Here is a 13,431-nt window from a genome sequence, read left to right as displayed (position 1 = left end):
TTCACCAACGCCCTGCCCCGCAGGGCGTTTTCACGAGACTCACACGATCATGCAAGTCAAGAAGCTCAACGAACTCGACGTGCGCGGCAAGAAGGTCTTCATCCGCGCCGACCTCAACGTGCCGCAGGACGATGCCGGCAACATCACCGAGGACACCCGCATCCGCGCCTCCATCCCGTCCATCCAGTACTGCCTGGACAAGGGCGCGGCGGTGATGGTCACCTCCCACCTCGGCCGCCCGACCGAAGGCACGGTCGGCCCCGACGACACCCTGGCGCCGGTCGCCGTGCGTCTGGGCCAGTTGCTGAACAAGCCGGTCAAGCTGATCGCCGACTGGGTCGATGGCGGCTTCGAGGTCAAGCCGGGCGAAGTCGTGCTGCTCGAGAACTGCCGCTGCAACAAGGGCGAGAAGAAGGACAACGAAGAGCTGGCGAAGAAGATGGCCGCGCTGTGCGACGTCTACGTCAATGACGCCTTCGGCACCGCCCATCGCGCCGAGGCCACCACCCACGGCATCGCCCGCTTTGCGCCCGTGGCCTGCGCCGGCATGCTGATGGGGGCCGAGATCGATGCGCTGGGCAAGGCGCTGCACAACCCGAAGCGTCCGCTGGTCGCCATCGTCGGCGGCTCCAAGGTGTCGTCCAAGCTCACCATCCTCAAGTCGCTGGCCGACAAGGTGGACCAGCTCATCGTCGGCGGCGGCATCGCCAACACCTTCCTGCTGGCATCGGGCAAGCGCATCGGCGAATCGCTGGCCGAGACCGAGCTGGTCAAGGAAGCCCAGGCCATCATGGACATGATGAAGGAGCGCGGCGCCGAGGTGCCCCTGCCGGCCGACGTCGTCGTCGCCGACGAAGTGTCCGCGCTGGCACGCGCCAACCGCATCTCGGTGGACGAGGTCGGCCCGCACGACCGCATCCTGGACGTGGGCCCCAAGACCTCGGCCAAGCTGGCCGAGATCATCGCCAACGCCGGCACCATCGTGTGGAACGGCCCGGTCGGCGTCTTCGAGCTGCCCCAGTTCGCCGGCGGCACGAAGATGATGGCTTCGGCCATCGCCCACTCCGAAGCCTTTTCCATCGCGGGGGGCGGCGACACCCTGGCGGCCATCGCCAAGTTCCACATCGCCGACGACGTGGGCTACATCTCGACCGGCGGCGGCGCCTTCCTGGAGTTCCTGGAGGGCAAGACCCTGCCTGCGATCGCCGCCCTGGAAGAACGCTACACCGGCTGAGGAACAGGCGGGCCGAAGCACCAGAAGGGGACGCCGAGGCGTCCCCTTGTTTGTTCTCGGCACGCGGGAAGCGGATGGTGGCGGCGCCTTCCTCCGAGGCCGGCTCAGAGCATCGGATGGACCAGCAAATCGGTCTTGCGCCGACCGGGCGTGTTTCGGCGGTCTTGCGGCACGTCGGTGAACTGCATGCGCTGGGCATGGACGTAGGGGTCCCGGCGATTATGGTGGCGGCGGTCTTCGTAATGCAGGTAGATGCATTCACAGTTTCCGCGCCTGCAACCGGGCAAGGGCAGCCGGGGAGCGCGCGCGGCAAGGAAGCGCTCGCCCGCCATCCTGCGCACGGCATCACAGCCGCTGTCTCTGGCTTCGATCGTGACGCAGTGGTACGGATGGTTCGGCATGCCCGCGCGCACCGGCAGTGGCTGTGTCCGCCGGCGCAGACTGGTCCACGCGGCGAAGCACAGCAACGCAATGATCAGGCCAAGAACGACTGTCAGGTCCATGAATCCTTCCCTCATGCTCGTCTGCCAGACCCCAGTCTAGTCACTGCCGCATGATTTTTCCATTTCATCACATGCAATCGCGTTAGGCGGCTCATCCTCTGATGATTCCGCGGCACCACAAGCCATCGCCAGGCTCCGGTTTAGAATGCAAAGCGATGCGGCAGGCCGTACGATGCGCATCGACCGGCACCAGAACATGCATAGGGGAGAAGCCATGTCACGCCATACCAAGATCGTCGCCACGCTCGGCCCCGCCTCTTCCGACCCGCAGGTGCTCGAACGCATGGTCAGCGCCGGCATCGACGTCGTGCGCATGAACTTCTCCCACGGCAAGGCCGACGATCACGTCGCCCGCGCCACGGCGATCCGCCATGCCGCGGCACTGGTCGGCCGTCCGGTCGGCATCCTCGCCGACCTGCAAGGACCGAAGATCCGTATCGGCAAGTTTGCCGACGGCCGCATCGTGCTCGAGCGCGACATGCCCTTCATCCTCGATGCCGGCTGTGAGCTGGGCAACATGCAGCGCGTCGGGCTGGATTACAAGGATCTGCCCAAGGACGTGAAGCCCGGCGACGTGCTGCTGCTCGACGACGGCCGCATCAAGCTCGGCGTGCAGCGGGTAGCCGGCCGCGAGATCCACACCACCGTCAAGGTGGGCGGCGAGTTGTCGAACAACAAGGGCATCAACCGCCAGGGCGGCGGCCTGACGGCACCGGCGCTGACCGCGAAGGACATGGACGACATCCGCACCGCGGCGCAGATCGGCGTCGATTTCGTCGCCGTCTCCTTCCCCAAGAGCGCGGCCGACATGTACATGGCCCGCCAGTTGATGCGCGCGGCGGGCGGCGGCGATGCGCTGCTGATCGCGAAGATCGAGCGTACCGAAGCGGTCGCCAACCTCGACGAGATCCTCGACGCCTCCGACGGCATCATGGTGGCGCGCGGCGATCTCGCCGTCGAGGTGGGCGACGCCGCCGTGCCCGCGCTGCAGAAGAAGATGCTGCGCGCCGCGCGCGACCGCAACAAGCTCACGATCACCGCCACGCAGATGATGGAATCGATGATCTCCAGCCCGGTGCCGACCCGCGCCGAGGTCTCGGACGTCGCCAACGCGGTGCTCGACGGCACCGACGCGGTGATGCTGTCGGCCGAGACCGCATCGGGCCGCTTTCCGGTCGAGGTCGTCGAGGCCATGAGCCGGGTCTGCCTGGAGGCCGAGAAGTCGAACGAGGTGACGCTCGACCGGGAGGTGCTGAACCGGGTGTTCACCCGCATCGACCAGTCGATCGCGATGGCGGCGATGTGGACCGCCTACCACCTGAAGGTGAAGGCCATCGCCTCGCTCACGCAGACTGGCTCGACCGCCCTGTGGATGAGCCGCCTGAACTGCGGCGTGCCGATCTACGCGCTCACGCCCGAAGTCCGCGCGCGCAACCAGATGACGCTGTACCGCGACGTCTACCCGCTGCTGATGAGCCAGACCCACCAGGACCGCGACGTGCTGCTGTGGGAGGCCGAGCAGATCCTGCTCGAACAGGGCGTGGTCGATTACGGCGACCTGATCGTGCTCACCATCGGCGAGCCGATCGGCGCCTCCGGCGGCACCAACACCCTCAAGATCGTGCGTGTCGGCGACCATCGCCCTGGCGCCTCGGGCGCCCACGACTTCTAGACCGGGCGGCTGGCCCCGTCCGGACCTCAATCCCCGAGGCCGTACTTGCGCACCTTGTCGTGGAGCGTGGTCTTGGCGACCGCCAGCGCCTCGGCGGTGCGCGCCAGGCTGCCGTGCCGGCGCAGCGCATCGGCGATCAGGGCGCGCTCGAAGGCCTCGACGGTCGCGGCCAGTGCGCGCGGCCCTTCCCCCGGGACCTCGCCGAACGGCGGCGAACCCGCCTCGATGCCGAGCACGCAGCGATCGGCGACATTCCTCAGTTCGCGGACGTTGCCCGGCCAGTGGTAGCCGACCAGTTGCCGGATGCGTCCTTGCGTCATCTGCGGCACCGGGCGATCGTGCCGGGCCGCCGCCTGCAGCAGGAAATGCTCGAACAGCAGCGCAATGTCCTCCCGCCGCTCGCGCAGCGGCGGCAGCGGCACGGTGGCGACGGACAGACGGTAGTACAGGTCGGCGCGAAAGCGCCCCTGCCCGGCCAGCGCCAGCAGATCTTCCTTGGTCGCGGCGACGATGCGGCAATCGATCGGAATCGCGGTGTTCGAACCGAGGCGCTCCAGCGTGCGTTCCTGCAGCACGCGCAGCAGCTTGATCTGCATCGGCAGCGGCATGGTCTCGATCTCGTCGAGGAACAGCGTGCCGCCGTTGGCATGCTCGATCTTGCCGATGCGGCGCTTGCCGGCCCCCGTGTAGGCCCCGGCCTCATGGCCGAAGATCTCGCTGTCGAACAGGGTTTCCGGCAGCCCGCCGCAGTTGATCGCGACGAAGTTGCCGCCGCGGCGCGGGCCGGCCTCGTGCAGGCAGCGCGCCACCAGCTCCTTGCCGGTCCCCGTCTCGCCGTGGATCAGCACGTCCGCCGCGCTGCCGGCGAGGTTGCCGATCAGCGCGCGCACGCCGGCCATGCCCGGCGAATTCCCGATCAAGCGCGCCTCCAGCAGGTCGCGCTGCGCCAGCCGGCGGCGCAACGCGCGCACCTCCAGCACCAGGCGGCGCTTTTCGAGCGCACGGCGGACGGTATCGACCAGATGCTCGGGGGCGAATGGCTTCTGCAGGAAATCGTAGGCGCCATCCTTCATCGCCTGCACCGCCATCGAGATGTCGCCGTGGCCGGTGATCAGCACCACCGGCAGCTCCGGATCGGCGCGCTGCAGTTCGCGCAGCAGGCTCATGCCGTCCTTGCCCGGCAGGCGGATGTCGCTGACGACGACGCCGGCGAAATCCGCCCCCAGGCGCCGCAGGCCCTGCTCGGCGCTGCCGGCGCACTCGGCGGCAAGCCCTTCGAGCTGCAGCGCCTGCCGGCAGCCCAGCGCCACGTCCGGATCGTCTTCGATGATGAGGGTCTTGAGTTCTTCAGTCATGGCAGTGGGCAAGCGGAAGTTCGAGCGTGAAGACGGCGCCGCCGTCCGGATGGTTCGCGCCCTGCAGGCTGCCGCCGGAATCGCGCACGATGCCGGCGGAAATGGCCAGCCCGAGCCCCAGGCCGTCGCCCGCCTGCTTGGTGGTGAAGAAGGGCTCGAACAGGTGCGAGCACGCCTCGTCGCTGAGGCCCGGGCCATGGTCGCGGATCTGCAGGCGGACGGCGCCGTCCGCGCAGTCCCAGTCCAGCTCGATGCGCGGCCGCGGCTGCCCCGCCATCGCATCGAGCGCATTGCCCACCAGGTTGACCAGTACCTGTTCGAGCCGATTGGGGTCGCACGATACCACCGCCTCCTCGCGCGGCCCATGGCGCTCCACCACCGTCGCGCTGCGCCGCAGCCGCGCTTCGAGCAAGGCCAGGACATTATCCAGCGCCTGCCCCAGCCTGACCGGCTCGGACAGGCCGTTCGACTTGCGCGCGAAACTGCGCAGCTGGCCAGTGATGCGCCCCATGCGGTCGGCCAGTTCGGCGATGCGTGCCAGGTTCGCACGCGCGGTATCGGCGTCCCCCCGCTCGAGAAAGCGCCCGGCATTGGCCGACAGGGTCCGCAGCGCGGCGAGCGGCTGGTTCAGTTCGTGGGCGATGCCGGTGGACAATTGCCCGATCACCGCCAGCTTGCCGGCCTGGATCAGTTCTTCCTGCGCGGCCCGCAGCGTGCGCTCCGCCCGGATGCGTTCGGAGATCTCGTCTTGCAGCTTGTGGTTGGCGGCGGACAGATCGGCGGTACGCGCCTCGACCTTGTGCTCAAGTTCGTCATAGGCTTTTTGCAGGGTCTCGCGCGCGGCGAGCCGGTGGCGCAGATGGCGCCGCCGCTCCGCGACCACGGCCGCCAGCAGGCACAGGCAGGCCGCGGCGATCGCCGCCAGCGCCGCGCGGCTCTGCGCGAGGCTGTCGACCTGTTCGAGCTGCGACAGCACCGTCAGCGTCCATCGCGTATCGGCCATGGCGCGCGACTGGGCCAGGAAGCGCCCGCTGACCGGGTAGACGGAGACGGCTTCCGCGTCATCGCCGACGATCCGCACCAGCCGGGCATCATGCCCGTAGGCCGCGATCTCGCGCATGCCGAGCGGCTGCAGCGCACGGCGGTTGTACTGCTGGGTGTGGTCGAAGGCAGCGCGCATGCGTTCATCCAGGGAGCGCAGCAGCGTGAATTTCCAGCCCGCGACGGCGGACAGGATGACGACCCCGTTCTCGTCCGCGACCAGCACCGGCGCCTCCACGGTCGACCATGATTTTTCCAGTTGCTCGAGGCTGACCTTGACCACGGCGACCCCCAGCACGCCCTCGTCTCCCTCGCTGCCCGCCAGCCTGGCGGCTAGATAGTAGCCCGGGTCTCCACGCGTGGTGCCGATGCCGAAGAAGCGCCCCGTACCGCTGGCCATCGCATCGCGGAAGTAGGGACGGAACGAAAGGTCCTCGCCGACGAAGCTGTCGGCCTGGCGCCAGTTGCTGGCCGCCAGGACCCGCCCGTGCGCGTCGATGACATAGATCGACAGCGTGCCGGCGCGCGCGTTGAGCTTCTCCAGATGGACATTGACGCGCTTGGCGGCCTCGCCGCCCGCCGGCCCGGCGAGCAGGTCGAGGACCTCTTGCTCCAGGCTCAGCGTGCCGGGAAGGAAAGCGTACTTGCCGATCTCGCGTTCGAGGCTCGCGGCGTACAGGTCGAGCCGGTGCAGCCCGGTCGCCTGCAGTTCGGCGATGCCGAAGCGCTGCACGGCCAGGTAGGCCGAGAATCCGCTCAGGCCGACCAGCGCGGCACAGAACAGCGACAGCACCAGGGAACGAGCGCGGAAGAACATGGTGGACCTGCCCGGTCGAACGGGCTCAAGGAAAGGCAGGATGGCGCACGCGGCGCCAGCCTAGGTTAAGCCCGGGAGGCGGCCGCATCAATTGGCGAGATCGGCCAGTTGCTTGACGATCAGCACGATCACCACCCCGATGAAGGCCTTGCGGATGAAGCCCGCGCCATGCTTGAGCGCAAGACGGGTGCCCAGGTAGGCCCCGGCGAGATTGCAGGCCGCCATGACCAGCCCCACCTGCCAGAGGATGGGGCCGTCGCTGGCGAAATAGGCGATGGCCGACAGGTTGGTGGCGAAGTTGAGCACCTTGGCGCTTGCCGAGCCCTGCACGAAATCCATGCCGAACAGCCGCACAAAGCCGAACAGCAGGAAGCTGCCGGTGCCCGGGCCGAAGAAGCCGTCGTACACCCCGATCAGGCCCCCGAAGGCGATACCCTTCCAGCGGTCGGCCGCGGTCAGCGTCCGCGTCGCGCGGTGGCCGAAGTCCTTCTTCATGAAGGTATAGATCGCCACCGCCACCATCAGCACGACGATCAGGGGACGCATCATCTCGCGCGGCAGCCACGACACCAGCGCCGCGCCGCCCCATGCGCCGACCAGAGCCGCGACCGTCGCAGGCAGCACCACGCCCCACGGAATGCGGACGCTGCGCGCATAGCGCCACAGCGATGCCCCGGTGCCGGCGATGCTCGAAACCTTGTTGGTGCCGAACAGGGTCGCGATCGGCGCCTGCGGGAACTGCGACAACAACACCGGGATCTGGATCAGCCCGCCGCCGCCGACCACCGCGTCGACCATGCCGGCGAAGAACGCGGCGGGCGCGAGGATGTACCAATCGATCATAATGAAACCCTGCACTCGACGAAACGGCCCGGCGCGACACGCCGGGCCCGGGAGCGGAAGCCGGCACCCGCGGCATGGGCGCCGGAACCATGCGTCACGGCGTCAGGCCGGCTGCGGAAGCATGTCTTCGGGGGCCGGCAGCGCGTCCTCGGCCTCGGCCAGTTCGGGGGCGACCGGGTCGATGGCGCCTTCCCACTTGGCGACCACCGCGGTGGCGATCGCGTTGCCGAGCACATTGGTCACGGTGCGCCCCATGTCGAGGAAATGGTCGATGCCGAGAATCAGCAGCACACCGGCCTCGGGCAGGCCGAACATCGGCAGCACGGCCGCAACGACGACCAGCGCCGAGCGCGGCACGCCGGCGATTCCCTTGCTCGACACCATCAGCACCAGCAGCATGGTGATCTGGCTCGCCAGCGACATCTCGATGCCATACGCCTGGGCGATGAAGAGCGCAGCGAACGAGGTGTAGATCATCGAGCCGTCGAGATTGAAGGAATAGCCCAGCGGCAGCACGAAGCCGGTCACGCGGTTCTTGATGCCGAACTTTTCGAGCTGCTCCATCAGCTTGGGATAGGCCGACTCGCTGCTCGCCGTCGAGAAGCCGAGCAGCATCGGGTTGCGTACCAGCTTGAGCAGGCGGAACACCTCGCGCCCCAGGACGACGTAGCCGGCGAAGATCAGCACCGCCCACAGCACCGCCAGCGCCGCATAGAAGCACAGCATGAACTTGCCGAACACCGCCAGCATGCCCAGGCCCTGCGTCGTGATCGCCCCCGCGACGGCGGCGAACACGCCGACCGGCGCCACCCGCATCACGTAGTCGGTGACCTTGAGCATCACATGGACGATGTCATCCATGGTGCCGACCAGCGAGCGTGCCGTCTGGTTGTGCAGGTTGCCCAGCGCCAGCCCGAAGAACACCGCGAAGACGAGGATCTGCAGGATGGCGTTGTTCGCCATCGACTCGACGATGCTCTTGGGGAACACCTGGGTGATGAAATTCTTGAGATTGAGCGCGCCGGTCTTCAGGTCGGTGGCGGCGCCCACCTCGGGCAGCGCCACGCCCAGGGTGGCGCCGGGCTGCAGCAGGTTGGCCACGGTCAGCCCGATCATCAGGGACAGCAGCGACGCGCCGACGAACCACAGTACCGCGCGGCTGCCGATGCGCCCGACGGTCCTTGAGTCGCCCATGTTGGCCAGACCGGCCACCAGGGTCGCGAACACCAGCGGCGCGATGATCATCTTGATCATGCGCAGAAAGATGTCGGTCAGCACCGCGAAGTATCCGGCGATCTCCTTCGCGGCCTCGGCGCTGCCGGCCATCGTGTTGCAGGCGTAGCCGACGGCGACGCCCAGCACCATTGCAATGACGATCCAGGTCGTCAAGCGATTCATCTTCATGTCGCGTTCCTTTCGAGTTGTGTTGTCGCGCCGCGGCTCAGGCCCGGGCGGGAATCGGCTGCGGGCGGGTCAGCACCTCGGGGCGCAGCACCTCGGCCAGCGCCTCCGCGCTCATCAGCCCGCGCTCGAGGACGACCTCCGCCACGCCGCGGCCGCTGCGGAAGGCGTCGGCCGCCACCTCGGTGGCATGCGCGTAGCCGATGTAGGGATTCAGCGCGGTGACAATGCCGATGGAGCGCTCGACCGACGCGCGCAGCAGGTCGCGGTTGGCGGTGATGCCGTCGACGCAATGGTCGGCGAGCACGCGGCAACCGTTGGTCAGGTGCAGCACGCTCTTGAACAGGCTGTGGGCGATGACGGGCTCGAAGGCATTCAGCTGCAGTTGCCCGGCCTCGGCCGCGAAGCTCACCGTCAGGTCGTTGCCGATGACCTCGAACGCGATCTGGTTCATCACCTCCGGAATCACCGGGTTCACCTTGCCCGGCATGATCGAGGATCCGGCCTGGCGCGCCGGCAGGTTGATCTCGCCCAGGCCGGCGCGCGGCCCGGAAGACAGCAGGCGCAGGTCGTTGCAGACCTTGGACAGCTTGACCGCGACACGCTTGAGGACGCCGGACAACTGGACGAAGGCGCCGCAGTCCTGCGTCGCCTCGATCAGGTTCGGCGCAGTGACGACCGGCACGCCGCTGATCTCGGCCAGCAGGTGGCAGGCCAATGCCGCGTATTCGGGGTGAGCGTTGATGCCGGTGCCGATCGCGGTCGCGCCGAGGTTGATCTCGCGGATTAGCAGCGCCGCCTCCCTCAGCCGCCCCTCATCCTCGCCCAGCATCACGGCATAGGTGGAGAACTCCTGCCCCAGCGTCATCGGCACTGCATCCTGGAGCTGGGTGCGCCCCATCTTGAGGACGTCGGCGAACTCCTCCGCCTTGCGCTCGAAAGCCTGGCGCAGGTAGGCCATGGCATCGACGAGACGAAAGATGCCTGCATACGTGGCGAGCTTGAGCGCGGTCGGGTAGACGTCGTTGGTCGACTGGCCCATGTTCACATGCTCGTTCGGGTGCAGGTAAGCATACTCGCCGCGCCCATGGCCCAGCAGCTCGAGCGCGCGGTTGGCGATCACCTCGTTGGCGTTCATGTTGGTCGAGGTCCCCGCCCCGCCCTGGATGACGTCGACGACGAACTGTTCATGCAACTTCCCTTCGACGAGTTCGTCGCAGGCTGCGGCAATCGCCTCGCAGCGGCGCCCATCGAGCAGGCCGAGCTGGCGGTTGGCCTCGGCGGCGGCCTTCTTGATCTGCGCCAGGGCGCGGATCAGATCGGGATAGACGGCGATGGTGATGCCCGTGATCGGGAAGTTCTCGCAAGCGCGCAGCGTATGCACGCCGTAGTAGGCCGACGCGGGTACCTCGCGATCGCCAAGCAGGTCATGCTCCATACGAATGGTCGTCGTGTTCACAGTCTGTCTCCTTTGAAGTGGGCTCGTCGCGAATCGGCAAGAGCCGGGTATGCATTGCACGCCGCGTGCCAATGGCAGGACGCCATAAATTAATGTTTTGATTGAATAAAAAAGAATGGATGCAGACCAAAAGACGGAATTCCGGACGGCGGGCCGGATTTTCGTCCGGAAATCCGGACGAAAACCACGCCGCCGGCAGCGCGGACGGCAAGACGCGGACCGCGCCGCGCGCCTTCCGGCAAGCGCGGCGTTCCCGTCACCGGACGCCCTGGCGTGGCGACGCAGACCGAACTCCGGCGCCGATCCGCACCCGCAACGGAGCCATCGAACGGCCCGGGCATCCCCAGGGCCGTTTCCCTTGCGGCGGAACGGGTATGCTGTACCCGCCAACCGGCCCGCGCAGCGCATCGGCATGGCTCGTATTAGAATACGAGGCTGAGCGCCAAAGCGCCCCTTTCCGGAATGCCCCCAGCCCACCCGCCAGCCACCAGGAGAACCTACATGCCCCTCGTTTCCATGCGCCAGCTGCTCGACCACGCCGCCGAACACAGCTATGGCCTGCCCGCGTTCAACGTCAACAACCTCGAACAGGTCCAGGCCATCATGGAAGCGGCGTCCGAGTGCGACAGCCCGGTGATCATGCAGGCCTCGGCCGGTGCCCGCAAATACGCCGGCGAAGCCTTCCTGCGCCACCTGATCGACGCCGCCGTCGAAGCCTATCCGCACATCCCGGTCGTCATGCACCAGGATCACGGTCAGAGCCCGGCGATCTGCATGGGCGCAATCCGCTCCGGCTTCTCCAGCGTGATGATGGACGGCTCACTGCTGGAAGACGGCAAGACCCCTTCGTCCTACGAATACAACGTCGCCGTCACCCGTGAAGTAGCGAAGTTCTCGCATGCCATCGGCGTCAGCGTCGAAGGCGAGCTCGGCTGCCTCGGCTCGCTCGAAACCGGCCAGGCCGGCGAGGAAGACGGCGTCGGCGCCGAAGGCACGCTCGACCACTCGCAGATGCTGACCGACCCCGACCAGGCCGCCGACTTCGTCAAGCAGACCGACTGCGACGCGCTGGCCATCGCTATCGGCACCAGCCACGGCGCCTACAAATTCAGCCGCAAGCCCACCGGCGACATCCTCTCCATCGAGCGTGTCAAGGCCATCCACGCCCGCCTGCCCAACACCCACCTGGTGATGCACGGCTCCAGTTCGGTGCCGCAGGAGCTGCTCGAGATCATCCGCCAGTACGGCGGCGACATGAAGGAAACCTACGGCGTGCCGGTCGAGGAAATCGTCGAGGGCATCAAGTACGGCGTGCGCAAGATCAACATCGACACCGACATCCGCCTGGCGATGACCGGCGCGATCCGCAAGTTCCTGGTCGAGCATCCCTCCAAGTTCGACCCGCGCGAGTTCAACAAGCCCGCGCGCGAAGCTGCCAAGCTGGTGTGCAAGGCACGCTTCGAGGCCTTCGGCAGCGCCGGCATGGCCAGCAGGATCAAGCCCATCTCGCTGGAAAGCATGGCTGCCCGCTACAAGGCTGGCGAGCTAGCCCAGGTCGTGCGCTGAACGCCTCGGTCCCCGACATCCGGAACGCGCCCGCCGGGCGCGTTTTTTCTTGCCGCCCGGCCAGGCGCTTGTCACCGCCTGAAACGATGGGCAAGAATGCGCCTTCCCCAAACCACGCGGGGCGCCGCGGCGCCCGCAGCGAATCCATGCCCCCGTTCGAACAGCACCCCCTGCGCCGGACCCTCAGCGACGAAATCCATGCCCGGCCCCCCGTCGCGCTGGAGACTCCGGAGTTCGTCACCTACCTCGCCTTCATCCACCACGAAGGCAGCGCCGAACGCGAAACCGACCATCTGCAGGCGCTGGCGGAGCAACTGGGCCTGCCGGCACCCGACCACCGCTCCGGCCATGTCCTGCTGCAAGCGGACGGCTTCCGCCTGAAGTGGGAGCGGCACAACGAGTTTTCCAGCTACTGCTTCTTCCGCCGCTCCGCCCCCTCGGCGGCCGGTGCCGGCGACTACGCGCTGCTGCACGTGCCCGCCGCCTGGCGCGAGGCGATCCCCGGCCAGTTGATCGCGGCCACCCACATCGAGGTGCGCAGCACCGCCGACGTGCCGCCGCAAAGCGTGCTGCATCAACAATCGGCCCACGGCCAGGCCCTGGTCGCCTCGCAGGTGGCCGGCGGCGCCGGCTGGGTGCTGACCGATTTCCACCTGCACGAAGGCTTCTCCCACTTCCTCGTGCTGGACGACCATCTCACGCCACGCCAGGCCGGCCGCATCGCGCAGCGTCTGGTGGAGATCGAGACCTATCGCGTCATGGCCCTGCTCGCATTTCCGGTGGCGAAGGAAGTCGGCCGCCTGGTATCGCGCGCCGAAGACGAACTGGCGGACCTGATGGACGGCATGGACCAGGCGCGCAGCGCCGAGGACGACCGCGCGATCCTGACCCGCCTGTCGCGGCTCGCCGCCGAAGTGGAGCGCTCGGTGGCACGCACCACTTTCCGTTTCGGCGCGGCTGCGGCTTACTACCGGCTGGTGCGCCGGCGTATCGAGGATCTGCGCGAGGAGCGCCTGCCCGGCTTTTCGCCGATCAGCGAATTCATGGACCGCCGCCTGGTGCCAGCCATCGACACCTGTACCTCCATTGCCCGCCGGCAGGACGATCTGTCGGCGCGCATCGCGCGCAATTCGCAGCTGCTGCGCACCCGGGTGGACATCGAACTGGAACGCCAGAACCAGGAGCTGCTGGCGCAGATGAACCGCCGCGCCAAGATCCAGCTCCATCTGCAGGAGACGGTGGAAGGCCTATCGGTGGTGGCGATCACCTACTACGCCTCGCAACTGGTGAATTACGTCGCCAAGGGGGCGAAGACGCTCATCGCCCCCCTGACGCCGGAGAGCATCACCGCTGCATCCATTCCCGTGATCGCAAGCTTCGTCTTCATGGGGCTGCGCCGCATGCGCAAGGCGCTCGCCAAGGAAGGGGGCGGCGGCAGCCGCTAGGCACCTGCCGCGCATCCGCCGGCCCGACATCAATTCCGTTCAAGACCGCGGACGGCAGGCGCTTCAACATTCACGGCCCTCGATTACCCAGGAGC

The 13,431-nt window shown here is 67.6% G+C and carries 10 protein-coding genes; 4 read left to right on the top strand and 6 right to left on the bottom strand.

The features are described 5' to 3' along the window. Positions 1-49: 49 nt before the first annotated feature. On the top strand, positions 50-1,234 hold the full coding sequence (locus C666_RS01935; RefSeq protein ID WP_004333036.1) for a phosphoglycerate kinase: 1,185 nt from the start codon (positions 50-52) through the stop codon (positions 1,232-1,234). Between the two features lie 104 nt (positions 1,235-1,338). Here the strand turns inward: C666_RS01935 and C666_RS01930 are convergent, their stop codons facing one another. After that, positions 1,339-1,737, bottom strand: a complete 399-nt coding sequence (locus C666_RS01930; protein ID WP_004333034.1) for a hypothetical protein — start codon at positions 1,735-1,737, stop codon at positions 1,339-1,341. A gap of 214 nt (positions 1,738-1,951) precedes the next feature. Here C666_RS01930 and pyk point away from each other — a divergent pair, with 214 nt between their 5' ends. Next, positions 1,952-3,409 carry a pyruvate kinase gene (gene pyk / locus C666_RS01925; RefSeq protein ID WP_028792146.1) on the top strand — a complete coding sequence of 486 codons (1,458 nt, stop codon included), beginning with the start codon at positions 1,952-1,954 and terminating at the stop codon, positions 3,407-3,409. 26 nt (positions 3,410-3,435) lie between these two features. On the opposite strand, the gene C666_RS01920 is transcribed toward pyk, so the two are convergent. From C666_RS01920 to aspA, 5 genes are all read right to left on the bottom strand, one after another. Continuing rightward, the gene (locus C666_RS01920) at positions 3,436-4,764 is read right to left on the bottom strand and encodes a sigma-54-dependent transcriptional regulator (protein ID WP_004333031.1); all 1,329 of its coding nucleotides are present in this window, start codon (positions 4,762-4,764) and stop codon (positions 3,436-3,438) included. Continuing rightward, a complete protein-coding gene (locus tag C666_RS01915; RefSeq protein ID WP_004333028.1) occupies positions 4,757-6,622 on the bottom strand; it encodes a sensor histidine kinase in 1,866 nt (621 codons plus the stop codon). The genes C666_RS01920 and C666_RS01915 overlap by 8 nt, the downstream gene beginning before the upstream one ends. Before the next feature lie 87 nt (positions 6,623-6,709). Then, on the bottom strand, positions 6,710-7,465 hold the full coding sequence (locus C666_RS01910; RefSeq protein WP_004333027.1) for a sulfite exporter TauE/SafE family protein: 756 nt from the start codon (positions 7,463-7,465) through the stop codon (positions 6,710-6,712). 102 nt (positions 7,466-7,567) lie between these two features. Next, positions 7,568-8,869 carry a dicarboxylate/amino acid:cation symporter gene (locus tag C666_RS01905; protein WP_004333025.1) on the bottom strand — a complete coding sequence of 434 codons (1,302 nt, stop codon included), beginning with the start codon at positions 8,867-8,869 and terminating at the stop codon, positions 7,568-7,570. Between the two features lie 37 nt (positions 8,870-8,906). Further along, the gene (aspA, locus tag C666_RS01900; RefSeq protein ID WP_004333023.1) at positions 8,907-10,304 is read right to left on the bottom strand and encodes an aspartate ammonia-lyase; all 1,398 of its coding nucleotides are present in this window, start codon (positions 10,302-10,304) and stop codon (positions 8,907-8,909) included. Positions 10,305-10,826: 522 nt separating this feature from the next. On the opposite strand from aspA, the gene fba reads away from it, so the two are divergent. Continuing rightward, positions 10,827-11,891 (top strand): class II fructose-bisphosphate aldolase, encoded by a 1,065-nt coding sequence (fba, locus tag C666_RS01895; protein WP_004333022.1) that lies wholly within the window; start codon positions 10,827-10,829, stop codon positions 11,889-11,891. A 146-nt stretch (positions 11,892-12,037) separates the two neighbouring features. Further along, positions 12,038-13,336, top strand: coding sequence for a DUF3422 family protein (locus C666_RS01890; protein ID WP_028792148.1), 1,299 nt, complete (start codon positions 12,038-12,040; stop codon positions 13,334-13,336). Positions 13,337-13,431 lie beyond the last annotated feature (95 nt).

Origin of the sequence: Thauera linaloolentis 47Lol = DSM 12138, from assembly GCF_000310205.1 — a bacterium.
Classification (GTDB): Bacteria; Pseudomonadota; Gammaproteobacteria; order Burkholderiales; family Rhodocyclaceae; genus Thauera; species Thauera linaloolentis.
This window is presented reverse-complemented; position numbering and strand designations above follow the sequence as displayed.

Excerpts from the sequence above, each read along its gene's own strand:
- C666_RS01935 (WP_004333036.1), top strand. The coding sequence starts at position 50 with ATGCAAGTCAAGAAGCTCAACGAACTCGACGTGCGCGGCAAGAAGGTC.
- C666_RS01930 (WP_004333034.1), bottom strand. The coding sequence starts at position 1,737 with ATGGACCTGACAGTCGTTCTTGGCCTGATCATTGCGTTGCTGTGCTTC.
- pyk (WP_028792146.1), top strand. The coding sequence starts at position 1,952 with ATGTCACGCCATACCAAGATCGTCGCCACGCTCGGCCCCGCCTCTTCC.
- C666_RS01920 (WP_004333031.1), bottom strand. The coding sequence starts at position 4,764 with ATGACTGAAGAACTCAAGACCCTCATCATCGAAGACGATCCGGACGTG.
- C666_RS01915 (WP_004333028.1), bottom strand. The coding sequence starts at position 6,622 with ATGTTCTTCCGCGCTCGTTCCCTGGTGCTGTCGCTGTTCTGTGCCGCG.
- C666_RS01910 (WP_004333027.1), bottom strand. The coding sequence starts at position 7,465 with ATGATCGATTGGTACATCCTCGCGCCCGCCGCGTTCTTCGCCGGCATG.
- C666_RS01905 (WP_004333025.1), bottom strand. The coding sequence starts at position 8,869 with ATGAAGATGAATCGCTTGACGACCTGGATCGTCATTGCAATGGTGCTG.
- aspA (WP_004333023.1), bottom strand. The coding sequence starts at position 10,304 with ATGGAGCATGACCTGCTTGGCGATCGCGAGGTACCCGCGTCGGCCTAC.
- fba (WP_004333022.1), top strand. The coding sequence starts at position 10,827 with ATGCCCCTCGTTTCCATGCGCCAGCTGCTCGACCACGCCGCCGAACAC.
- C666_RS01890 (WP_028792148.1), top strand. The coding sequence starts at position 12,038 with ATGCCCCCGTTCGAACAGCACCCCCTGCGCCGGACCCTCAGCGACGAA.